The organism is Flavobacterium panici (assembly GCF_903819335.1).
Lineage (GTDB): Bacteria > Bacteroidota > Bacteroidia > Flavobacteriales > Flavobacteriaceae > Flavobacterium > Flavobacterium panici.
On the sequence record NZ_CAIJDE010000062.1, the window covers coordinates 239,774 to 262,300 of the forward strand.

Genomic DNA, 22,527 nt, shown 5'->3' on the forward strand with positions numbered 1-22,527 from the left:
TATTATGGAAACTACAAAAATCTTAATCGGTTACAGTATTTATTTACCAGTCGCTTTATTTCTAACATATTACGTTTCTAAAACGCTTTTTAAAAATGGAAAAATCTTTATGCTTGACATCTTTAAAGGCCGAGAAGAAATTGCAGAAGCAACCAACAAACTTTTTGAAACCGGATTTTATCTTCTAAACATTGGTTTTGCCTTAATGATCTTAGAAATGCAATTATACCGAGACAGTTATCAGGAATTAATTGAAAACTTAAGTTATAAAATTGGCGGTTTTTCTATTTATCTTGGTATCATGTTATTCTTCAATTTGTATTTCTTTTTTAGAGGAAAACGAAAAGCCAAAGAAGCTCAAAGAGAAGAAAGATTGGTTTTTAAAGCATAACTATCAGTTCTAAATCCGACAGGTTTTTAAAACCTGTCGGGTTTGATAAAACCTAAATTTAGATAAAATGACACATCAGGAAATACTCAAAAAAGTACAATGGAAAGATTTAAAAACGCTTAGCTTTAAAGAAATGCTAATTGAAAACAACTTGACAATTCCGTGGTTTCTAATTTCTATGACGCTTGCTTACTTCGGATATTATTTAGCAGCTATTCCTTTTTCAGCTTTTTTCTTTCTAGCCGGACTAAGACAAGTGCATAATGGTTTTCATAATTCATTGGGAACAAACAAATTCTTAACCTGGTTTACACTTTATTCAAACAGTATTTTATTGATGGTTTCAATTCATGCTGTTAAATTCAATCATATCCGACATCATAAATATTGTTTGTCTGATGAAGATTACGAAGGAAAATCAGCAAAAATGACTTGGTACGGCGCTATTCTTTATGGGCCAGTTCACATGTTTTTGATTCATAAAGTAACCTTGCAAAAAGGAAATAGAAATTATGTCAAAAACGTAATCTTAGAGCTTTTCTCAATTGCAGTTGTAACCTTTATAATTTTCTATTTTCAAATTCATTTCCTGATCTATCATTTTATTATAATGGTCTTCGCTGAATTTTTAATGGCTTTCTTTGCTGTCTGGACCGTGCACCATGATACAGAAGATTCTCCGGAATTTGCCAGAACACAGCGAGAAGGCTGGAAAAACAAAATTACTTTCAGCATGTTTTATCATTTAGAACATCATTTATTTCCGGCTGTCCCAACAATTAAACTACCAGAATTGGCAAGAAGAATTGATGATGTATTTCCAGATATTGAAAAAAAGAACACTTTTTAATTGACAAATAATGTTCGCCACTAATTGCACGAATTTTCACGAATTAATATTCAACAAAAAAATTAGTGGAAATTCATGCAATTAGTGGCAAAAAATCTACACCCAATGAAAAAACTCATAATCGCAGCCGGAACTGGTTTTCTTGGACAAGTTTTAGTCAATCATTTTAAAGATAAATTTGAAGAAATTGTAATTCTGACCCGAGGAAAATCTCAGACAATTGATGGAATTAAATATATAAACTGGAATGCCAGAACTTTATCTGGTTGGGAAAATGAATTGGAGAATGCGACGGTTTTAATTAATCTCGCCGGAAAATCTGTTGATTGTCGTTATACTAAAGAGAATAAAAAAGAAATTCTTTGGTCTAGAATTGAAAGTACCAAGATTTTAAACAAAGCTGTTTTGAATTGCAAAAATCCGCCGAAACATTGGCTGAATTCTTCAACAGCAACAATCTATCGTTTTTCTTTAGACAAACAAATGGATGAAATCGACGGCGAAATTGGGAATGATTTTTCTATAAATGTCGCTTTATCTTGGGAAAAAGCATTCTTTAAAACCGAAACTCCCAATACCTTAAAAACGGCTTTGCGGACTTCAATTGTTTTAGGCAAAAATGGCGGTGCTTTAATTCCGTTGAAGACTTTGGCTAAAATTGGTTTTGGAGGAAAACAAGGAAACGGAAATCAGTTTGTAAGCTGGATTCATGAGGAAGATTTTGCGAATGCGGTTGATCTTATTATTCAAAAAGAAATTACAGGCGTTATAAATGTGGTTTCTCCAGAACCTATTCGAAATATCGATTTTATGCAGAAACTTAGAAAAGCTGTTGGTTTTCCTTTTGGAATTCCGCTTAACAAATTCTTTCTAGAAATTGGAGCATTTTTTATTCGCACAGAAACAGAACTCGTTTTAAAAAGTAGAAATGTGATTCCGAAAAGGCTTTTGGAAAATGGATTCCAATTTAAGTTTGGAGATATTGATAATGCTTTTCGAGATTTAATATAGATCCCAAATTCACACAGTTTTGTCATTTCGACGAAGGAGACTCGAGCGATAGCGAACAGACGAAGTAAATCTCCACGAGAAGCTCGACAAAGATTGGATTCACATAGAGGAGTTACTTGCGAAGATTTCTCCTTCGTCGAAATGACAAGATTGTGCAAAAAAAACTTAAACCTAACAAATCATGACAACAATACACCTCACAACAAAAATAAAAGCACCAAAACAAATCGTTTTTGATGCTTCACGAAATATTGATATTCACCAACAATCTGCAAGTCCCACAAAAGAAAAAGCAATTGCCGGTGTAACTTCTGGTTTAATAAATTTAAACGAAACGGTAACCTGGCGTGGCAAACATTTCGGATTTTATCTTACACACAAAACCCGAATTCCTGTAATGGATTTCTACGATTATTTTGTGGATGAAATGGAGGACGGAAAATTCAAATCTTTCAGGCATGAACATATTTTTGAGGAACAAAATGGAATAACAATCATGAAAGATGTATTACAATATGAAACTCCATTTGGGATATTTGGAGAACTTTTCGATATTTTATTTTTAGAAAAGCATCTTACTAATTTTCTTTTGGAAAGAAATAAAGTTTTGAAAGAAGTTTCAGAAAAAACTTCAATTACAAATCAGAAACCGTAATTAAATTCTAGTTGTTGTTTTTAAAAAAATCAACAAACTTAATATACTATAAGTTTTTATATACTTTTACATACCGAAAACAAATACCATAATCTATATGAAACAACTCTACTTATTAATTTCTTTTTTTTTATTTTCAATATTATATTCACAAAATCCCGCAGCCATTGATGTTACTTACGACTATACTGATCATAATTTATTTTTAAATGGTAATGTTTCTCAAAGCGTTGTTTTACCTGACGGCAAAACTATAATTATTGGTGATTTTACAGGATATCAGTTCACTAATGGGGCGTTTCAAAAAACAGGAAATATCATTCGGCTTAATACTGATTTATCCTATGACAGCACTTTTGATCTGGGCACAAGGCTAAAAGGCAGAATTTATTCAATCGCGCTGCAATCGACAGGAAAAATAGTTATAGCTGGTAAAATTGATTCTTACGATGATACAATATTAAGTACCTCTATAATCAGACTTAATGCAGATGGAAGCCTGGATAAGACTTTTAAAAAAGTAGAAATAGGTATTATCAATAAGATACAAACTGACTCAAACGATAAAATATATGCCCTTTACGATAGAAGTTTATGGCGATTAAATCCAAATGGTGACTCTGATCCTACATTTGTAAAAAGTAGTAGTTTCCCAAATACCGTATTAGCTTTTGCTCCAAGTAATGATGGCAGTTTATTTATTGCTGGCGGATATTCTTCTTTACAAGACTTACAAATTTTCAAGTTAGATGCTGCAGGTCGTATAGACTCGAAATTCACTAATGGAAATTATACTTTTAATTGTCCTATTTATTCTCTGGCTGTTCAATCTGATGGAAAAATACTAGTCGGAGGCCTATTTGCCGTATTTGGCGAAAAATATAATCAAACAAATATTCCTGTGAATCGTTTGTTAAGATTAAATATTGATGGGTCTTTAGATCAATCTTTTGTATGCCCTGACTTAGTTGGTGAATATCTAGGTACTTGCAGTGGTGTTAAAGTCACTTTTGTAATGGAACAACCTGACAAAAAAATATTGGTTGGAGGAGTATTTCCTCCTTATAATGGAGCTCCTTCAAGAAATTTGATAAGGTTGAATAGTGACGGAACTACCGATAATACTTTTGTAACAGGTATAGGAACTAATGCAGGAATAAATTCAATAAATCTTCGTCCAAATGGCAACTTATTCGTTAGTGCGTCTTACAGTTCTAATACAAGTTATACCCCTTTATTATATAATAATTATTCTATAGGTACTTTTTTTGAATTAGACAAAAATGGTGTTTTAGTAAACCGAGAGAAAAGTTCTAAAATAGCTGTTAAAAAAATTATTAGAGAAACAAATGAAAAAGTTATATTATTAGGTGAATCAAGATCTCCCTATCATAGAGGTTTGAAACTAATAAATAATAACGGTACACTTTCGCTTAATAGTAATTTATTTAATGGTTTTGACAATAAAGCAGACTTAAATGAACAAAGTCAAGCTTCTTCTTGCATAGATGGCATAATTCAACCTGATGGAAGAATTTTAATCGCAGGTACTTTTACCAAATATAATGATGTTAGTGCAGATGGACTAATCAGATTAAACAATGATTATTCTATTGATCAAACATTTAGTATTGGGCAAAATTTTAAATATAATGGTAAATCTCCTGATATAAAATGTATTGCTCTTCAAACCGACGGAAAAATATTGGTAGGAGGATATTTGGATTCATACAAAGGAGTAGCTATTACAGGTGGAATATTACGTTTAACTAAAACTGGAGAATTAGATAACTCTTTTCATTATACGAATACTGATTCCTACAGCGTAAATCAAATTGCAATTCAAACAGATGGGAAAATATTAATAAATGGGCCAGGTTTAATACGATTAAATATCGATGGAACAGTAGATGCAACATTTAAAAGTGAAATTGTTCCAGGTCTTTTTGGTAAAATCAAATTATTAAGTAATGAAAAAATACTGGTTATAGACTCATACAAATTACAACGTCTAAATAAAGATGGAAGTATTGACAATTCTTTTAATTATGGAACATTTAATTTTACAAGCAAAACATCTATTGCAATTCAAACAGATGGAAAAATTTTATGCGGCGGTAATTTTTCTACTTATAATGACATTAACATCAAAGGGTTAATACGATTAAATACTAACGGAACACTTGACCCTGCTTTTAATATTGGAACAGGCTTTAACGGCCCAGTAGAATCTGTTTCTATTGAACCTGATGGAAAAATCCTTGCAGCTGGGTCATTTACCAATTATAATGGTGCCTGGTGTAACGGATCTGTCAGATTACTTGGAGGAGATGCATTTTTGTTAAATGGTCAAAACAAATTTGATTCTAACAATAACGGATGTGATTTAAATGATGTGGCATTTCCTAATTTGAAATTTGCCATTGCATCTGGTGGACTAAATAACGAATTTATAGCAAACAATTCTGGAGATTATGCCATTTCTCTGCCTTCAGGAAAACACGCAATTACTCCTAAATTAGAAAACCCATCTTATTTTAATATAAGTCCTAAAATTGTTAATGTGGATTTTCCTTCACAAACTAGTCCCTCAATTTCTAATTTCTGCATCACCCCGAATGGTACACATCCTGATTTAGAAGTTATTTTAATCCCTGTAAATGCAGCAATTCCGGGCTTTAATTCTAAGTATAAACTGCTTTATAAAAACAAAGGAAATCAACTGCAATCTGGGTCTGTAACCCTTACATTTGACAATTCTGTTTTAAATATAGTTTCAACAACCCCTGCAGCATCAAGTAAAACTACTAATACTTTAACTTGGGATTTTAGTAATTTACAACCTTTTCAGTCTCGTGAAGCCACTGTTAATGTTCGTTTAAACAAACCTACAGATACACCTCCTACTAATGCAGGGACTATTTTAAAATATATTGCTGAAATTCATTCTTCTTCGACAGATGATACCCCAAACGATAATAAATTTAATTTTGATCAATTAGTAGTAAACTCACTTGATCCAAATGATAAAACATGTTTGGAAGGAGCTTCAATTCAATCTTCTAAGATTGGAGAATATGTTCACTACGTCATTCGTTTTGAGAATTCAGGAACCTACAAAGCACAAAATATTACAGTAAAAGATGTTATCGATACAAATAAATTTGACATATCGACCTTGATTCCTGAAACTGGCAGTCACATTTTTACGACCAAAATCTCTGATGCAAATAAAGTTGAATTTCTGTTTGAAGGTATAAATTTACCATTTGATGATGCTAATAATGACGGCTATGTAGCTTTTAAAATCAAAACAAAATCTACTTTGAAGCTAGGTGATGAATTTAGTAATTCATCTAGTATTTATTTTGATTATAATTCTGCTATAAACACAAATACAGCTACGACTAAAATCGAATCAACTCTTGGAAATGAAGATTTCTCAATTGCAAATAGCCTTATTTTTTATCCTAATCCTGTAAATAATGTATTATTTATAAACAAAGCAGAAGATCAGGAAATTTCATCTTTAAGTATATATAATACTTTAGGACAAGTTGTAATAGCATATACAAATGCTAAAAACCTTACTTCTATTGACGTTTCAAAATTGCCTTCAGGGTCTTATTTTATAAAAGTAAATTCAAACAATCGAGTTTTAAATACGGCATTTATTAAAAAATAATATTTTAAAAACATTAAATTAATTATGATGCCTATGACTTAAAATTCATAGGCATCATTGCTTTTATTAACTTTAAAAAAAATGCATTTTTGAAGGAGAAAACTGAATCATAATCATCAAATATAATTTTCTTACTTTTATAAGTAATTCATTTCTGAATGATTCAGATAAATTAATCAAAAACATACTTATGAAATTAAAAACGATATTAACTGTATTTCTTTTTGCAATTTCTTTTATTGGTTTTTCGCAGAGCAATTGCAAAAACTTAAAAGGCTGCGAACGTAAATTATGTGAGCTAAATATAAAATTGACCGCTGCTAAAAAAGCCGGAAATCAAAATCAGATTAAAGGAGTTGAAGATGCTATAGCGCAGACCAAGAAAAACTGTACGACTAAAACAGTGAACAAAGATCTGGACAAAAAGGTAAAAGAGAAACAGCAAAAAGTTAACGAAAGAACGGCCGATTTGAATGAAGCTATTAAAGACAAAGAAAAAATCGATAAAAAAAGAAAAAAACTAAATGAAGCTAAAGTTGAATTAAATAAAGCTTTGGCTGAACAGAAAGCGAAATAGATTTTTCGCTCTCGAAGATTTTAACAAATTAATTTGGCAAAGCCCAATATTTAAACGCAATCTTGTCATTTCGACGAAGGAGAAATCTCCACAAGTAACTCCGCAACGACAATCCAATCTTTGTCGAGCTTCTCGCGGAGATTTCTCCTTCGTCGAAATGACAAGATTGTGGCAACAAATCTTCTTTTGAAAATGAATTTTCTCGTTTTACGGTTTGCGTGAGGGATAGAAGCGGATAGCCCACAGCCTGACGAAGGAAGTGCGAGGACTTGGAGCGGATAGCCCGACCCGGAGGGACACGCCCAAATTATTCAGAAACTTTTACGTCTTTTTATAAAAAAGCAATCATCAGCCACCAAAATATAGGTACACTTTCGACCCAAAAAGAAGTATAATATTTAGATCGATTTGTATTGGCAAACAAAATAAACAACATCAAAGTCAAAACCATTATCAGGTTGATAATAAGATCGTGAAGCGTAAAAGACAAAATTCCTAAAACCCAAAAAGGAACTAAAAGAGAAAATCCTAAAATCTTAGTTCGTTTTACGCCAATGGTTTGCGGAACGGTTTGTAAATGCGGATCATCATTTGCTAAATCCAGAATCTCAAAAACTAAAATCAGGACAAAAACCAATACAAAACGCTGGACGCATTTTATAAAAAAGTTAGCTGTAAAGGGAATTTCGGCATTAATGTATGGCAAAACCAAAGTCGCACCAACCCAACAAAGTGCTACGATATAAATTTTTACACCTGCCCAATTTCGGGCATTTTTTCTGTTTGGGAAAAACGGTAAAGTATAAAGTGCTGTTATGGCAAAAATTACTACGGAAACAATTTGGGTAATTCGCTTTAGGTGGAAAAAATAATAGCCGACTAAAATGACCGAAATGAAACTTAAAACAGCGATAATTTTTAATTGAATGCCAACCGGTTTTCTTTTCACGCGAACCAAAGCATCATATTTTACAAAATTATATCCTACAATTGTTCCGAAAAAAACAAACAATGCCATAGGTTCATCATACTGAATATGAAAGAAATGAAAAGTAATTCGAACCAAAGCATAACACGATAAAGCCACGTGAATACTGCTGTTTAAATAAAAATCTAATATTTGTTTTAGAAGTTTCATGCCTCAAATCTAATCAATTGGTAACAAATCAACTCTTTAGTTATAAATTTGATAAAAATTGAAGTTAAAAATACCCATTAAATTATTAATAATACTTAATTTTGCGCCACAAAAAAACAACACATTTACTATAAATTGTAATAAACCTTGTGAAATCTTATAGAAACACTCGGCAAATTACTTTTGATCTTTAAAAAAAATAGACTGCTACAGATGAAAACAGATGCTTTTGCTTTAAGACACATTGGTCCAAGAGAAACAGATCTTCAACACATGTTACAAACCATTGGTGTTGACTCGATCGAACAACTTGTTTATGAAACCCTTCCGGACGATATTCGTTTAAAAGCGCCTTTGAATTTGGATCCTGCAATGACAGAATACGAATTTGCAAATCATATTCAGGAATTAGGAAAGAAAAATAAAGTATTCAAATCATATATTGGTTTGGGTTATCATCCAACTATTGTTCCTGCTCCAATTCAAAGAAATATCTTCGAAAACCCAGGATGGTACACAGCTTACACGCCTTACCAGGCAGAAATTGCTCAAGGTCGTCTTGAAGCAATTTTAAATTTCCAGACTACTGTTATCGAGTTAACGGGAATGGAAATTGCAAACGCATCTTTATTAGATGAAGGAACTGCTGCTGCAGAAGCTATGGCTTTATTATTTGACGTTCGTTCGAGAGATCAAAAGAAAAACAATACACACAAATTCTTCGTTTCTGAAGAAATTTTACCTCAAACTTTATCTGTATTACAAACACGTTCGACTCCAATTGGAATTGAATTAGTTGTTGGAAACCACGAAACATTTGATTTTTCGAATGAATTCTTCGGAGCGATTTTACAATACCCAGGAAAATACGGTCAAGTAAATGATTATAGTGCTTTTGTTGCTAAAGCAAAAGAAAACGAAATTAAAGTTGCCTTTGCTGCTGATATTTTATCATTGGCTGCTTTAACTTCCCCAGGAGAAATGGGAGCTGCGGTTGTGGTTGGAACTTCACAACGTTTTGGTGTTCCAATGGGTTATGGTGGTCCTCATGCTGCATTTTTTGCAACTAAAGACGAATACAAAAGATCTATGCCGGGTCGTATCATTGGAGTTTCTATTGACGTAAATGGAAACCGTGCTTTACGTATGGCTTTAGGAACTCGTGAGCAGCACATTAAACGTGAAAAAGCGACTTCAAACATCTGTACTGCTCAGGTTTTACTAGCGGTTATGGCTGGAATGTACGCCGTTTACCACGGACCAGAAGGATTAAAATATATTGCAAACAAAGTTCACGCATCTGCAGTTACAACTGCCGAAGCTTTAAATAAATTAGGAGTTTTCCAAACCAATACAGCTTTCTTCGACACTATTTTGGTAAAAGCAGATGCTCAAAAAGTAAAAGTAGTTGCTGAGAAAAACGAAGTAAACTTCTTCTATCCTGATGCTGACTCTGTTTCGATTTCATTAAACGAAACAACTTCAATTGCTGACATCAACCAAATTATTGCGATTTTTGCTGAGGCTTTAGGAAAAGAAACTTTCACTGTTTCTGAATTAGCAACTGCAAGTCAATTACCGGCTTCATTAGAAAGAACGTCACCTTTCTTAACGCATGATGTTTTCAACAATCATCATTCTGAAAGCCAATTGATGCGTTATATCAAAAAATTAGAGCGTAAAGATTTATCGTTGAATCATTCGATGATTTCATTAGGTTCTTGTACGATGAAATTAAATGCAGCTTCTGAAATGCTGCCTTTATCAATGCCGAACTGGAACAGCATTCACCCATTTGCACCAGTTGAGCAAGCTGAAGGTTACATTACAATGCTTAAAAAATTAGAGCAGCAATTAAATGTAATTACCGGATTTGCTGGAACAACTTTACAGCCAAACTCTGGAGCTCAGGGAGAATACGCTGGATTAATGGCAATTCGTGCTTACCACTTATCAAGAAACGAAAGTCACCGTAATGTATGTTTAATTCCATCATCAGCTCACGGAACAAATCCTGCTTCTGCAGCTATGGCCGGAATGAAAATTATCGTTACTAAAACGACTCCGGAAGGAAATATTGACGTAAAAGATTTAAGAGAAAAAGCGATTGAGCACAAAGATGATTTATCTTGTTTAATGGTAACGTATCCTTCGACTCACGGAGTTTTCGAATCTTCAATTATCGAAATCACAAAATTAATCCACGATAACGGCGGATTAGTATATATGGACGGTGCAAACATGAACGCGCAAGTTGGATTAACAAATCCTGCTACAATTGGCGCTGACGTTTGTCACTTAAACTTACACAAAACATTCGCTATTCCTCACGGCGGCGGTGGACCTGGAGTTGGACCAATTTGTGTGAACGAAAAATTAGTTACGTTCTTGCCAACAAACCCAATCTTAAAAGTAGGCGGCGAACAAGCCATTACAGCTATTTCATCTGCACCTTACGGATCTGCTTTAGTATGTTTAATTTCTTATGGTTACATCACAATGATGGGAGCTGAAGGATTAAAAAGCGCTACTGAACACGCTATTTTGAATGCTAACTACATGAAATCTCGTTTCGAAGGACACTACCCAATTCTTTATACTGGAGAATGCGGAAGAGCAGCTCACGAAATGATTTTAGATTGTCGTTCGTTTAAAGAAAACGGAATTGAAGTTGGTGATATCGCAAAACGTTTAATGGATTATGGTTTCCACGCTCCTACGGTTTCTTTCCCTGTAGCAGGAACTTTAATGATCGAACCAACTGAATCTGAAGATTTAGCAGAATTAGATCGTTTTTGTGATGCTCTTATTTCAATTAGAAAAGAAATTGAAGCTGCAACTGCTGATGATAAAAACAATGTATTGAAAAATGCACCTCACACATTGGCAATGTTAACTACAGATGCTTGGGATTTTCCTTATACCAGAGAAAAAGCGGCTTATCCATTAGAATATATCGCTGACAATAAATTCTGGCCATCAGTTCGTCGTGTAGATGATGCTTACGGTGACAGAAACTTAGTTTGCAGCTGTGCTCCTATCGAAGCTTACATGGAAAACTAAGAAATAAGTTTTCTTATACATATTCAAACCCGACAAGTTTTTAAAACCTGTCGGGTTTTGTTTTTTATTTGAAATTTCAAGTTTCAGGTTTCAAGTTTCAGGTTCCAACGTAACGTGAAACCTGAAACTTGAAACCTGAAACAAAAAAAACTTTTACTACGACTTTCACTTCAATCGTTTGAAATCTCGGAAAAATTAAAAAATCATTAGAAAATAACCATTATATCATTCAAAAAATAGTTATTTCATAATTATATGCATGCATAGTATTTTTTATGATAGTTATCATCTTTTTATTTATACTTTAGCAGGAAATTTATCGGATAATTAAGGGAAAAAATGAAAATAAAAATTATTGGCATTGGGAGTTATATTCCTAATTTAGAAGTAAAAAACACAGATTTTGACAAGCATATTTTTTTGAATGAAGATGGAACCCCTTTTGGTTACCCGAATGAAGTCGTAATAAAAAAATTTAAAGGGATTACCGGAATTGAAAATCGCCGTTATGCCGAACCTCAATATACAGCATCAGATTTAGCTTTTTTTGCAGCTGAAAAAGCAATTGCAAATGCAAAAATCGATGCCGAAACTTTAGACTACATTATTTTTGCCCACAACTTTGGCGATGTAAAAACCGGAACGCATCAAACTGATATTTTACCAAGTTTAGCGACTCGAGTTAAAAACAAATTAGGTATTAAAAATCCTAAATGTGTAGCTTATGATATTCTGTTTGGATGTCCGGGCTGGATTGAAGGTGTTTTACAAGCTAATGCTTTTATCAAATCTGGAATGGCAAAAAGAGTTATGGTAATTGGTGCAGAAACGCTTTCGAGAGTTGTTGACGATCACGATCGTGATTCGATGATTTATTCTGATGGAGCTGGAGTTTCTATCTTAGAAGCTTCTACTGATGAATCTGGTCTTTTATCTTATGAAAGTGCTACTTATGCTAATGATGAAGCAAATTATCTTTTCTTCGGAAAATCATACAATCCAGATTTAGATCCGGATATTAAATACATCAAAATGTACGGTCGTAAAATTTACGAGTTTGCTTTGAGCAATGTTCCATTAGCAATGAAAAGCTGTTTGGATCAAAGCGGAATTGCCATCGACGATGTGAAAAAAATCCTGATTCATCAGGCAAACGAAAAAATGGACGAAGCAATTATCGAACGTTTCTACAAATTATACGATAAAACGGCTCCTATAGATATTATGCCAATGAGTATTCATGATTTAGGAAATAGCAGTGTTGCAACTGTACCAACTTTATACGATTTAATTCTACAAGGAAAAATTGAAAATCAAGAAATCAATAAAGGCGATGTTATCATTTTTGCTTCTGTAGGAGCCGGAATGAATATCAATGCTTTTGTTTATAGACACTAGTCTCAGTTTACAGTCACAGTATTCAGTTTAACAGACTGTAAACTGTTACTGAGACTGTAAACTAAAAAAGTCCGCATCTTAATAGTGCGGACTTTTTTAGTATATTTGCGACCTAATTAAAATCAAGAACGATAGCTTGTTTCGTTCCTCGCAATAACTATGTACGAAAAAACGTTTCCGAATAAAAGATTCAAACTTACCTTAGAGTTTTTACAAAAGCACGTTAGCACATCAGAAACCATTTTTGATTTTGGTGTTCCAAATCCGTTTTCTAAAATAATGGAAGAAAATGGCTATACCGTAAAAAATACAAAAGGTGAAGATTTAGACAACGACCATACGGCGCTACAAACGGAAGAATATACTGTTTTTACTGCATTTGAAATTTTCGAACATTTACTAAATCCATATACAGTTTTACAAAACGTAAAATGTGACAAACTATTAATTTCAATTCCATTACGCTTATGGTTTTCACCAGCATATCGTTCTAAAACCGATATGTGGGACAGACATTACCATGAATTTGAAGATTGGCAATTGGATTGGCTTTTAGAAAAAACGGGCTGGAAAATTACCGATCGATTACAATTTACACATCCAGTAAAAAAAATCGGATTCAGACCCTTATTAAGATATTTCACTCCGAGATATTATATTGTTGCGGCTGAAAAAGTTAAGAACTAAGATTGCAGATTAACGATTTTTGATTTTTGATTTTTAGATGATTTCCACACAATCTAAAATCTAAAATCTAAAATCTAAAATTCTTAAAATGAAATATTACATCGTCATTCCCGCACACAACGAACAAGATTTAATAGGCTTGACTTTAGAATCTTTGGTTTTTCAAACTGTCTTGCCATCAAAAGTTGTAGTTGTAAATGATAATTCTACTGATAAAACAGAAGAAGTTATTTTGAGTTTTGCAAAGGAAAATCCGTTTATTTCTGTTGTAAACAAAACTTCAGATGCGATTCACCTTCCGGGAAGTAAAGTAATTCAGGCTTTCCAGAAAGGTTTTGAAACTTTGGATCAGGATTATGATATTATTGTAAAAATAGACGGCGATTTAATTTTTCCTCCTAATTATTTTGAAACTATAATTAAACATTTCGAATCTGATCCCAAAATCGGAATGGTTGGCGGATTTTGTTATATCGACAAAAACGGCGAATGGGTTCTTGAAAATCTAACCGACAAAGATCATATACGTGGTGCTTTAAAAGCATATAGAAAAGAAACATATCAACAAATTGGCGGTTTAAAACCTGCAATGGGCTGGGACACGGTTGATGAATTACTTTGTAAATACTACGATTGGAAAATAGTTACCGACGAATCTTTACACGTAAAACATTTAAAACCAACAGGCGCTAATTACAACAAAACGGCTCGTTATAAACAAGGCGAAGCTTTTTATACTTTAGGTTATGGTTTTTGGATCACGGCAATTGCTTCGGCAAAACTGGCAATGATGAAGAAAAAACCTTTCCTCTTTTTAGATTATATCAAAGGATTTTTGAAAGCTAAAAAAGCTAAAACTCCTTTATTAGTTACCTCTGAACAAGCTAAATTTATTAGAAATTACCGTTTACAAAAAATGAAACAAAAGCTTTTCTAGTTTTTTAAAACTTAAAAAACTGTAAAGTGAAACGGTAAACTGTAAACTAATCCTTAATTTAGCCAATATTTGTAAAACTTATGATGCTAATTCGTTATTTATCCCAAATAGGAAGATATTTTTTAATGCTTAAAGAAATTTTCAATAAACAGACCAAATGGCCTGTTATGAAAAATTTGATTTTTAAAGAAATCGATGACTTAATTATCGACTCTCTTGGAATTGTTTGCTTTATATCTTTTTTTATTGGAGGAGTTGTTGCCATTCAAACGGCTTTAAACTTAACTAATCCATTAATTCCAAAATATTTAATTGGTTTTGCTACACGTCAATCTGTAATCCTGGAGTTTGCCCCTACTTTTATTTCGGTAATTATGGCCGGAAAAATGGGATCTTACATTACTTCAAGTATCGGAACAATGCGTGTTACAGAGCAAATTGATGCTTTAGAAGTTATGGGTGTTAATTCCTTAAACTATCTTGTTTTCCCTAAAATAGTAGCTTTACTAATGTACCCTTTTGTAATTGGTATTAGTATGTTTTTGGGAATTTTTGGCGGATGGCTTGCTTGTGCATACGGCGGATTTTCGACTAGTCAGGATTTTATTCAGGGTGCTCAAATGGAATTTATTCCGTTTCACATTACATATGCCTTCATTAAAACTTTAATTTTTGCAATGTTATTAGCTACAATTCCATCTTTTCACGGATATTACATGAAAGGTGGAGCATTAGAAGTGGGTAAAGCAAGTACGGTGTCATTTGTTTGGACATCTGTTTGTATTATTCTTTTTAATTATATATTAACTCAATTATTATTAGGATAATGATCGAAGTAAAAAACATAGAAAAATCATTTGGTGACAGCAAAGTTTTAAAAGGCGTTTCGACGGTTTTTGAAACTGGAAAAACCAACTTGATTATTGGACAAAGTGGATCTGGGAAAACTGTTTTATTAAAAACTTTACTAGGAATTCATACCCCGGATTCGGGAACAATTGAATTTGATGGCAGAGTTTATTCTGAATTAGATCCAGATGAAAAAAGAGAATTAAGAACTGAAATTGGAATGGTTTTTCAGGGAAGTGCTTTATTTGATTCGATGACTGTTGAAGAAAATGTCGCTTTTCCTTTAAAGATGTTTACCAATGATAATAAAGCAAAAATCAAAGAACGTGTTGATTTTGTTTTAGAAAGAGTAAACTTGGTTGATGCACACAAAAAACTTCCTTCTGAAATCTCTGGAGGTATGCAGAAACGTGTGGCGATTGCCCGTGCAATTGTAAATAATCCAAAGTATTTATTTTGTGATGAACCTAACTCTGGTCTTGATCCAAATACCTCAACATTGATTGATAATTTGATTAAGGAAATTACAGAAGAATACAACATCACAACTGTAATTAATACGCACGATATGAACTCTGTAATGGAAATTGGAGAGAATATTGTTTTCTTAAAAAAAGGAGTAAAAGCTTGGCAGGGAACTAAAGAAGAAATATTCATAACAGACAACAAAGACATTGTCAAATTTGTTTACTCTTCAAACTTGTTTAAAAAAGTACGTGAAGCTTATTTGAAAGGCTAGAAGTTTTTTAAATTCCAATATATTAAATTCCAAATTCCAATTTTATTAAGATTGGAATTTGGAATTTAATATATTGAGATTTTAGTTCTGATGTGATTTAATATTCTTTTGGTAATCCAAATCCAATTACCAGTCCTGCTCCCACAAAACTATTCTTAGATATGCTGCCAAACAGCTTAAGTCCAATACTGGGAGTTAATGCATTAAATATTAAACTAGATCTTTTCTTAGGTGCAAACCACTTAAAGTTAGCTTCGAATGGCACACCAACAAATCTTTTATATTGATAATAATAATTATCATCAGAATCTTTGAAAGACAGCTTTAAATTATTAGAACTTATTCCAGCAGAAATACTAAAAGAATGGCTATTCCTTAACCATCTTCTGCCATATAAAACAGCATATTCGTCATTATCTTCTACATTTTTAAAAGCAAAAACACTATCTTTTTTGACATATCCCGTTTCATGCGAATACCGTAAAGTAAAAAGACTTTTTTTATACTGATAATTTAATTCGCCGCCACCGGCAAAACCAAAATGTTTCATTCCAACAAAACCTCCAAAAAACTCACCGTAAATAATGGGATTCGATTTTTCTTTTACTTGATTTTCATTGGTTTCTTGTGCATAAATTGAATTGGAAAGCATTAAAACAAAAATAATCTTAAGTAGTTTTTTTATCATAATCTATTTATAAGAATGAAATAATTTTCTAAATATAGACAAATCGAATATCTTATTTGTACGTAAAACTAACCGTTTTTAAAATTCAATAAAATTGGGGAAATCTCAATAAAAAAATTCCAAACTACAATCTTAATAAAATTGGAATTTGGAATTTAATATATTGGAATTTTTATATTCTAATGATTGCCCGGCAAAAGTTCAACCTCAGCATTTGGGTTAAATAGATAGGTCTTTCCTGAACTTATTTCGAGACATTCAAAACGTTTGGTTCTAACCGCTATTTTCTTGAATATTTTTCCGTTTTTAATTCGGAAGACACTTCCATATGGAATTTCAAAAACATAATTCTTATCGCTCTCTTTATCGTATTGTTTTAGTGCCAAAGATAAAGTCGTATCTGTATCACTGCTTGCCGAAGGATTTTTAAAATGACGTGCCAATAAAGGCAGCAAATGACTCGGAAATATTTCTGGCCGAATAAACGGAACCATTAAACGTTGAAAAGAATATTTCCATTCATTTCCGTGAGGTTTTATATTTCGTCCAAATTTCTCAAAAGCAACTAAATGGGAAATCTCATGAATCAGTGTAATCAAAAATCGGTATTTATTTAAACTCGCATTAACCGTAATTTCATGTTTACCGCTCGGCCCTCTCCTATAATCACCATGACGCGTCTGACGCTCATTTACGATTTTAAGATGAACCTGATTGGCTACAATCAAATCAAAAACAGGCTTTACAGCGTGCTCCGGAATATATTTTGCTAATGTGTCGCTCAAAATAATTATGAATTATAAAGTATGAGTTATGAGTTGTTTTTCAATTGGAATTTAGAATTTAAAAAATTGGAATTTGATTACGGGTTCGTTGATGAAACTTCGAGTACTTTTCCATTAAAATATTTATTCCCGTTAAGAGTAAAATCATAAATATAAGTCGCCATTCCTTCAGCAGAAATTGGAGCCTGATAACCCGGAAAAGCTTCATTCAGCATTTCGGTTTGTACTGAGCCCAAAGCTAAAACATTAAATGAAATACCTTTCTCTTTATATTCTTCTGCTAATAATTCGGTTAACGTAATTACTGCGCCTTTACTTGAACTATAAGCTGCTAATCCGGCAAATTTTAAACTTCCTCTTACACCGCCAATTGAACTTATTGTTACAACGTGGCTTCCTTTTTGTAAATACGGCAGACAAATTCTGGTAAGATTTGCTACAGCAAAAACATTTACTTTATAAATACTTTCAAAATCAGCTTGTGTGGTTTCTGCAAAAGGCTTTAATAATAAAGCTCCGGCATTATGAACTACAGCATCAACTTTTTTCCATGTTGAAGAAAGAAAATTTTCTACTTCCTGCAACGCCGTTTCATTGGCTAAATCAATTGACAAGCAAGTTACGTTTTGATGTTCTAAAAGTGTTTTTGGAATTTTTCTCGAAATCGCCAAAACCTGATTTCCGGCATTGGCAAACTGCAATGCTAATTCATATCCAATTCCTCTACTCGTTCCGGTAACAATAATATTTTTCATGCAGCAAAAATAAGCAAAACCAAAATAATGGACTGTTATTTATTCATTGTAATTTCTTCTGTTGGAGTTGTCGCAATTTTAGTTACAGCAGGTAAAAACTCCTGAATAAAAGCCGTCATGTGCTGAATATCCATTACTTTAAATTCATCTGAAACGTGGTGGTAAAAATCGAAATTCTCAAAATCAAAAGTACTTATAGATTGGCACGGTTTCCCGAAAGCTTCAAAAAACGAATAATTATCAGATCTGTAAAACAGTTTATATTCGGCTTCTTTTGGTAAAAAACCAATTGTCTTTTTTCCGGTATATTCATTTATTTTTTCGGCCATATTCGATTTATCAAAACCTGTAATGTAAGCCAGATAATCACGTTTCATAGGGACGCCAATCATTTCGATATTTAATTGTGTATATAAATTGAAGTTCTTTGCTTTCAGTTTCGGAGCCATACTTTTTGATCCCAAAAGACCTTTTTCTTCTCCGGCAAAAAACACAAAAAGAATACTTCTTTTATTGGAGTGCGTTTTACTGAAATATTTTGCCAATTGTGCAACAGCGGTTACGCCCGAAGCATCATCATTGGCACCATTAAAAATTTGGTCAGCTTGTTTCTTTTTTTCAATTCCGATATGATCGTAATGTGCACTTAAAACAACATATTCATTTTTAAGAACCGGATCTGTTCCTTCTAAAACGCCAACAATATTAAAAGCCGGAGATTTAAAATTAGTCAAGGTATCTCGATAAGAAGCAAAATACGGTTTTACATTATTCTTTTTAAAGAAATCTTCTAAAAAAACTGCCGCTTTTTCTATTCCTTTTGTTCCCGTTTCACGTCCTTCTAGTTCATCCGAAGAAAGATATTTTAAAAAATCAGAAACATCAGATTCTTCCACTTTATAAGTGATCTCAGTTGATTCTGGTTTTGTTTCTTTTTGACTGACTGTCGACGTACTCGTTTTACAGGCAATAAAAACAAATGGAAGTAGAAAGTATAGTTTTTTCATAAACGAAAATTTGATGCACTCTAGCTTTTAAACTTCTAAAGCTGCTGATTTAAAATATTTTTTATACACTTTAAATACCTGAATACTTCCCAGAATTATGAAAAAAGCGGGAATAAAAACCGGCATTATATACTCTGAAAAATGATTCGTTTTTTGAAAAAAAGTCTGCAAAATTACAATCAAACTAAACATCCCAAAAAAAACACCAATCAAAGTTCCTGCAATATAATAATATTTTAACTTTCTTTCGATGGTAATGTACTTTCCGTTAAGCAAATATAAATTCCAGCTCGCCCAAAAAGGAAGCTGTAAAAAATTGAAACAGTTTAAAATAATCCCAATTACAAACGGAGAATAGATTAAATAGTTCTGTAAAATTCCGTTTGATTTTGTTTCCTGATTAAAATTGAAATAAAAAGCAAAGGCCAGAACAAACATAAATCCTACCGCAAAAAAATCAATAATCTTCATTAATTTTTTATTGTTAGTGAGTTGTTTAGCAAAAAGCAGCGTGAAATAAATAACAAAAGTTTCGACTACAATAACTCCGAATAAAAAGAAAACTAAATCATGAAGTCCTGATTTGGTATAAATTTCTAATCCAACAAGGTTTAAATATCCTAACGGAATTGAGCCCAGAAAACTCACGACAAATCCAACTAAGCTATTTTTTAAACTTTTCATTTTTAAAAATTCATGATTTTATTGTTTTGCACCAAATGCAGTTTGTACTCGCGCATTCCCACTTTGTAATCTAAATATGGAACTCCCATTTTATGGTTTTCAACACTTATTTCATACATATACGTAATATGTCTTGCCAGTTCTTTCCAGGCAAACCATACGGAATGTTTGGGATCGTAAATGTGTGTAGGCTCGCTCGCGGCTCCGTTAAGTTCAACAATTTGAAAATTTTCTCCTCGCTCTAATTCTTCAAATGTGTTATACATGATATCAAAACGTCCGAAATAGAATCCCGGAATTTGGGTTGCAATTTCATCAATTGTCTTTGTCAATTTTGGTGTAATCCAATCGCTGCCGTCAAGAAATTTTGCGCCTCGGGCATGATTGCCAAACGGAACTAAATTTAATGTTTCGTCTTTAGGCAAAATTCGCTGCAGTTCTTTTCCATATTCTTCTTTTAAAACCTCAAACTGCAGTTCAAATCTGGGAGTTTGTTTGATTAAATCTTCAATTGTAGCTTTTCCGTCTCCGGTTACAATCAAAAATTCTTTAGAAACAATTCCTGTAATTTTTCCGTTTTTTTGAAGTGGACGACGTACGTAAAAAATACCGACTTCTTTTTCAAACGGAATAAGATCCTGCAGTAAAAAATCGAAATTTGCTTTACTCGCATAATCAGTCAATTCAGAAACTGTTTTGATTTTCTTTACGCCGGAACCACGCAAGCCAATATCTGGTTTTGCGATTAAAGGAAAATAAATTTGTTTTTCGACCAATAAATTGACAATATCTTTTAACTCCGATTTCTCCCGAATCAAAACTGTTTTTGGATAATGCTTTTTAGGCAGTAAATCGTAAATCTGTTTTTTACTTTCCATAATAAAACCGCCATTTTTAATTTTGGGGTTTGAGGCATTAAAGAAGAAAATTGATCTTGCTTTGAGTGCATAATAGGCCCAAAGAAAATAAATAGGAATGTATAAAACCTGAAAGGGCCAATATTCCCAATTGGTTACTTTGTGAAAAAATAGTTTCATAGGTTTACATTTTAAATTCGAATAAAAGAGGTTGAAAAATCTTCTGTTTTTATTAAGTCGTAATATTTCATTGCGCCTTTATTTTGTTCAGTAACTACTTGCGTCACACTTAAGGTTTTCATCACATTTTCTCTGTTAATGATTAAACCATTTTGCGCGTCATCGCTGTGTGTATTTTTATGAAAATCGAGCATATCCAGAGCCGAGATTTCATTTTTATCTTTTACAAAATCAAAGAACCAATTGGAACGTTCTTTTCTAATTTCCTCAGGATATAAAGTAACCGATGACCAAATGTAGTTTTGGGTTTCATCCAGCTTTGTTGTTCGCTTACTGCTTCCGTCCCAAATCAATTCGTACAAAACTTTTTCCTGATACAGAACCAGCGTAAAGGGTTCAATATTATGGAGATCAATTTGTTTCCAAAAATCTTTTGGTGAATCCTTTTCGATAATATCCAGAACAATTAATCCGCGGCTTTTTCTATACGGAAGTGCGGGAATGTGTTTTGTAATTCCGCCATTTAATAAAACCAAAACAGTTCCGTTTTCATCCATTGCAAACCAGGTTCCTCCTGCTTTTGAATCTTTTGGATACATTATATTTTTACCGTTGTGACAATAATTTCTTGGCACAACAGCACCGGGACGAATTACTTTTTCGTCCCGGTTTGAAGTAATAATGGCAACTCCTTTATTATTAATAAAACTTACTGTACACATTGTTTTCTATATTCGATAGTCGAGCGCGCTACGCCAAAATTGTCATCTACTAAAATATTTTCAAATTGCAGTACCGCTACTTTTATTAAAGCCTGATGATGCACGCAATGTTCGAGATTATAAAGCAACTCTCTATAATAATTACTTTGAATTCTCATATTAAGTCCGTCAATAAACTGCTCCAGAAACATTATTTTATTCTCGCTTTGCAAACCCGCTTTAATTTCGGTAATGCATTGTTTTGCAAACTCGGTTTCGGTTTGAATTCTGATATTTCTCTCGCGGTTATCATAATTTATAATTCCCGACTCGTATCCGTTTTGAAGACATTGAAACATTTCAAGGATATGTCGTGTGTGTTCGCCAATAGTGGCATTGCTTAAAGCCTGGCAGGATTTTGAATAATCTTTATCGGATAATTGATTTAATAAATCCGTTAACTCATCTAAACTGCGGCGTATTGATTTTAGTAACATAACTTTTAATTTAGAAGATTAAACAATTTGTTTTTATTGAAATAAAGCAAGCCTAAACTGCATAACAACGTAATAACAGCTAAAGCAAAAAGTAATCCGCCGTCGTTTTGAACCTCAATACCTAAAACAAATAAATGTGACAAAACAGCCCCAATCATAATTCCAGCTGCGCCAAGTGCGCCAAGCCAGGTTGTTTTTGGCATTAAAATCAAAACTGCGGCAATCAATTCGGCAATTGCAGAACCAATTCTTCCGTAAGGTTCTACGCCTAAAGTCGAGAAAATATAAACACTTTCTTCTGCTCCGCTGAATTTAAAAAACAAGGTTTGCAATAAAATTATCGAAGCCGTTATTCTCAAAATCCATATTAAAATTTCCTTTTTCATGGCTTCG

Annotated in this window: 22 protein-coding genes; 12 read left to right on the forward strand and 10 right to left on the reverse strand. The window is 32.8% G+C overall.

The genetic code is table 11. The annotated features are described in order from the left end of the window. The first annotated feature begins 4 nt into the window (after positions 1 to 4). The 6 genes from FLAPXU55_RS21070 (at position 5) to FLAPXU55_RS21095 (ending at position 7,169) form a co-directional block, all read left to right on the forward strand. A complete protein-coding gene (locus tag FLAPXU55_RS21070) occupies positions 5 to 391 on the forward strand; it encodes a hypothetical protein (RefSeq protein ID WP_053470792.1) in 387 nt (128 codons plus the stop codon). A gap of 67 nt (positions 392 to 458) precedes the next feature. Further along, positions 459 to 1,241 (forward strand): fatty acid desaturase family protein, encoded by a 783-nt coding sequence (locus FLAPXU55_RS21075; protein ID WP_180861106.1) that lies wholly within the window; start codon positions 459 to 461, stop codon positions 1,239 to 1,241. Positions 1,242 to 1,346: 105 nt separating this feature from the next. Continuing rightward, positions 1,347 to 2,252 (forward strand): TIGR01777 family oxidoreductase, encoded by a 906-nt coding sequence (locus tag FLAPXU55_RS21080; protein ID WP_180861108.1) that lies wholly within the window; start codon positions 1,347 to 1,349, stop codon positions 2,250 to 2,252. Between the two features lie 181 nt (positions 2,253 to 2,433). Beyond that, entirely contained in the window at positions 2,434 to 2,907 is a 474-nt protein-coding gene (locus FLAPXU55_RS21085; RefSeq protein ID WP_180861110.1) for an SRPBCC family protein, read from the forward strand. Positions 2,908 to 3,004: 97 nt separating this feature from the next. Beyond that, entirely contained in the window at positions 3,005 to 6,592 is a 3,588-nt protein-coding gene (locus tag FLAPXU55_RS21090) for a DUF7619 domain-containing protein (RefSeq protein ID WP_180861112.1), read from the forward strand. A 190-nt stretch (positions 6,593 to 6,782) separates the two neighbouring features. Next, on the forward strand, positions 6,783 to 7,169 hold the full coding sequence (locus FLAPXU55_RS21095) for a DUF1090 family protein (protein WP_180861113.1): 387 nt from the start codon (positions 6,783 to 6,785) through the stop codon (positions 7,167 to 7,169). A 331-nt stretch (positions 7,170 to 7,500) separates the two neighbouring features. Here FLAPXU55_RS21095 and FLAPXU55_RS21100 read toward each other — a convergent pair whose 3' ends face one another. Next, entirely contained in the window at positions 7,501 to 8,307 is an 807-nt protein-coding gene (locus tag FLAPXU55_RS21100) for a UbiA prenyltransferase family protein (RefSeq protein WP_180861114.1), read from the reverse strand. A 213-nt stretch (positions 8,308 to 8,520) separates the two neighbouring features. Here FLAPXU55_RS21100 and gcvP point away from each other — a divergent pair, with 213 nt between their 5' ends. The 6 genes from gcvP (at position 8,521) to FLAPXU55_RS21130 (ending at position 15,980) form a co-directional block, all read left to right on the forward strand. Continuing rightward, entirely contained in the window at positions 8,521 to 11,370 is a 2,850-nt protein-coding gene (gene gcvP / locus FLAPXU55_RS21105) for an aminomethyl-transferring glycine dehydrogenase (RefSeq protein ID WP_180861115.1), read from the forward strand. A gap of 339 nt (positions 11,371 to 11,709) precedes the next feature. Then, positions 11,710 to 12,768, forward strand: coding sequence for a 3-oxoacyl-ACP synthase III family protein (locus FLAPXU55_RS21110; protein WP_180861116.1), 1,059 nt, complete (start codon positions 11,710 to 11,712; stop codon positions 12,766 to 12,768). A gap of 159 nt (positions 12,769 to 12,927) precedes the next feature. Then, positions 12,928 to 13,455 carry a methyltransferase gene (locus FLAPXU55_RS21115; RefSeq protein WP_180861117.1) on the forward strand — a complete coding sequence of 176 codons (528 nt, stop codon included), beginning with the start codon at positions 12,928 to 12,930 and terminating at the stop codon, positions 13,453 to 13,455. A gap of 88 nt (positions 13,456 to 13,543) precedes the next feature. Beyond that, positions 13,544 to 14,392: a glycosyltransferase family 2 protein gene (locus FLAPXU55_RS21120; protein WP_180861118.1), complete on the forward strand. Its 849-nt coding sequence runs from the start codon at positions 13,544 to 13,546 to the stop codon at positions 14,390 to 14,392. An 80-nt stretch (positions 14,393 to 14,472) separates the two neighbouring features. Then, positions 14,473 to 15,219, forward strand: a complete 747-nt coding sequence (locus tag FLAPXU55_RS21125; RefSeq protein WP_053470782.1) for an MlaE family ABC transporter permease — start codon at positions 14,473 to 14,475, stop codon at positions 15,217 to 15,219. Continuing rightward, positions 15,219 to 15,980, forward strand: coding sequence for an ABC transporter ATP-binding protein (locus tag FLAPXU55_RS21130; RefSeq protein ID WP_053470781.1), 762 nt, complete (start codon positions 15,219 to 15,221; stop codon positions 15,978 to 15,980). Before FLAPXU55_RS21125 ends, FLAPXU55_RS21130 begins: the two co-directional genes overlap by 1 nt. Before the next feature lie 97 nt (positions 15,981 to 16,077). On the opposite strand, the gene FLAPXU55_RS21135 is transcribed toward FLAPXU55_RS21130, so the two are convergent. The 9 genes from FLAPXU55_RS21135 to FLAPXU55_RS21175 all read right to left on the reverse strand — a co-directional run bounded on the left by FLAPXU55_RS21135 (position 16,078) and on the right by FLAPXU55_RS21175 (position 22,520). After that, the gene (locus tag FLAPXU55_RS21135; protein ID WP_180861119.1) at positions 16,078 to 16,668 is read right to left on the reverse strand and encodes a hypothetical protein; all 591 of its coding nucleotides are present in this window, start codon (positions 16,666 to 16,668) and stop codon (positions 16,078 to 16,080) included. 179 nt (positions 16,669 to 16,847) lie between these two features. Then, entirely contained in the window at positions 16,848 to 17,453 is a 606-nt protein-coding gene (locus FLAPXU55_RS21140) for a SprT-like domain-containing protein (RefSeq protein ID WP_073486799.1), read from the reverse strand. A gap of 77 nt (positions 17,454 to 17,530) precedes the next feature. Beyond that, positions 17,531 to 18,208 carry an SDR family NAD(P)-dependent oxidoreductase gene (locus tag FLAPXU55_RS21145; RefSeq protein WP_180861120.1) on the reverse strand — a complete coding sequence of 226 codons (678 nt, stop codon included), beginning with the start codon at positions 18,206 to 18,208 and terminating at the stop codon, positions 17,531 to 17,533. 35 nt (positions 18,209 to 18,243) lie between these two features. Then, positions 18,244 to 19,215 (reverse strand): M28 family peptidase, encoded by a 972-nt coding sequence (locus FLAPXU55_RS21150; RefSeq protein WP_180861121.1) that lies wholly within the window; start codon positions 19,213 to 19,215, stop codon positions 18,244 to 18,246. 27 nt (positions 19,216 to 19,242) lie between these two features. Further along, the gene (locus FLAPXU55_RS21155; protein ID WP_180861122.1) at positions 19,243 to 19,899 is read right to left on the reverse strand and encodes a hypothetical protein; all 657 of its coding nucleotides are present in this window, start codon (positions 19,897 to 19,899) and stop codon (positions 19,243 to 19,245) included. A gap of 2 nt (positions 19,900 to 19,901) precedes the next feature. After that, positions 19,902 to 20,936 (reverse strand): ATP-grasp domain-containing protein, encoded by a 1,035-nt coding sequence (locus tag FLAPXU55_RS21160; protein WP_180861123.1) that lies wholly within the window; start codon positions 20,934 to 20,936, stop codon positions 19,902 to 19,904. An 11-nt stretch (positions 20,937 to 20,947) separates the two neighbouring features. Next, positions 20,948 to 21,658 (reverse strand): NRDE family protein, encoded by a 711-nt coding sequence (locus tag FLAPXU55_RS21165; RefSeq protein ID WP_180861128.1) that lies wholly within the window; start codon positions 21,656 to 21,658, stop codon positions 20,948 to 20,950. Continuing rightward, complete coding sequence (locus tag FLAPXU55_RS21170; protein WP_053470773.1) at positions 21,646 to 22,134, reverse strand: hypothetical protein; 489 nt, start codon at positions 22,132 to 22,134, stop codon at positions 21,646 to 21,648. Before FLAPXU55_RS21170 ends, FLAPXU55_RS21165 begins: the two co-directional genes overlap by 13 nt. 5 nt (positions 22,135 to 22,139) lie before the next feature. Next, entirely contained in the window at positions 22,140 to 22,520 is a 381-nt protein-coding gene (locus FLAPXU55_RS21175) for a DoxX family membrane protein (protein WP_180861130.1), read from the reverse strand. Between the last annotated feature and the right edge of the window lie 7 nt (positions 22,521 to 22,527).

Excerpts from the sequence above, each read along its gene's own strand:
- FLAPXU55_RS21130 (WP_053470781.1), top strand. The coding sequence starts at position 15,219 with ATGATCGAAGTAAAAAACATAGAAAAATCATTTGGTGACAGCAAAGTT.
- FLAPXU55_RS21135 (WP_180861119.1), bottom strand. The coding sequence starts at position 16,668 with ATGATAAAAAAACTACTTAAGATTATTTTTGTTTTAATGCTTTCCAAT.
- gcvP (WP_180861115.1), top strand. The coding sequence starts at position 8,521 with ATGAAAACAGATGCTTTTGCTTTAAGACACATTGGTCCAAGAGAAACA.
- FLAPXU55_RS21145 (WP_180861120.1), bottom strand. The coding sequence starts at position 18,208 with ATGAAAAATATTATTGTTACCGGAACGAGTAGAGGAATTGGATATGAA.
- FLAPXU55_RS21110 (WP_180861116.1), top strand. The coding sequence starts at position 11,710 with ATGAAAATAAAAATTATTGGCATTGGGAGTTATATTCCTAATTTAGAA.
- FLAPXU55_RS21115 (WP_180861117.1), top strand. The coding sequence starts at position 12,928 with ATGTACGAAAAAACGTTTCCGAATAAAAGATTCAAACTTACCTTAGAG.
- FLAPXU55_RS21085 (WP_180861110.1), top strand. The coding sequence starts at position 2,434 with ATGACAACAATACACCTCACAACAAAAATAAAAGCACCAAAACAAATC.
- FLAPXU55_RS21125 (WP_053470782.1), top strand. The coding sequence starts at position 14,473 with ATGATGCTAATTCGTTATTTATCCCAAATAGGAAGATATTTTTTAATG.
- FLAPXU55_RS21080 (WP_180861108.1), top strand. The coding sequence starts at position 1,347 with ATGAAAAAACTCATAATCGCAGCCGGAACTGGTTTTCTTGGACAAGTT.
- FLAPXU55_RS21120 (WP_180861118.1), top strand. The coding sequence starts at position 13,544 with ATGAAATATTACATCGTCATTCCCGCACACAACGAACAAGATTTAATA.
- FLAPXU55_RS21075 (WP_180861106.1), top strand. The coding sequence starts at position 459 with ATGACACATCAGGAAATACTCAAAAAAGTACAATGGAAAGATTTAAAA.
- FLAPXU55_RS21150 (WP_180861121.1), bottom strand. The coding sequence starts at position 19,215 with ATGAAAAAACTATACTTTCTACTTCCATTTGTTTTTATTGCCTGTAAA.
- FLAPXU55_RS21160 (WP_180861123.1), bottom strand. The coding sequence starts at position 20,936 with ATGAAACTATTTTTTCACAAAGTAACCAATTGGGAATATTGGCCCTTT.
- FLAPXU55_RS21095 (WP_180861113.1), top strand. The coding sequence starts at position 6,783 with ATGAAATTAAAAACGATATTAACTGTATTTCTTTTTGCAATTTCTTTT.
- FLAPXU55_RS21175 (WP_180861130.1), bottom strand. The coding sequence starts at position 22,520 with ATGAAAAAGGAAATTTTAATATGGATTTTGAGAATAACGGCTTCGATA.
- FLAPXU55_RS21100 (WP_180861114.1), bottom strand. The coding sequence starts at position 8,307 with ATGAAACTTCTAAAACAAATATTAGATTTTTATTTAAACAGCAGTATT.
- FLAPXU55_RS21070 (WP_053470792.1), top strand. The coding sequence starts at position 5 with ATGGAAACTACAAAAATCTTAATCGGTTACAGTATTTATTTACCAGTC.
- FLAPXU55_RS21090 (WP_180861112.1), top strand. The coding sequence starts at position 3,005 with ATGAAACAACTCTACTTATTAATTTCTTTTTTTTTATTTTCAATATTA.
- FLAPXU55_RS21165 (WP_180861128.1), bottom strand. The coding sequence starts at position 21,658 with ATGTGTACAGTAAGTTTTATTAATAATAAAGGAGTTGCCATTATTACT.
- FLAPXU55_RS21170 (WP_053470773.1), bottom strand. The coding sequence starts at position 22,134 with ATGTTACTAAAATCAATACGCCGCAGTTTAGATGAGTTAACGGATTTA.
- FLAPXU55_RS21155 (WP_180861122.1), bottom strand. The coding sequence starts at position 19,899 with ATGAAAAGTTTAAAAAATAGCTTAGTTGGATTTGTCGTGAGTTTTCTG.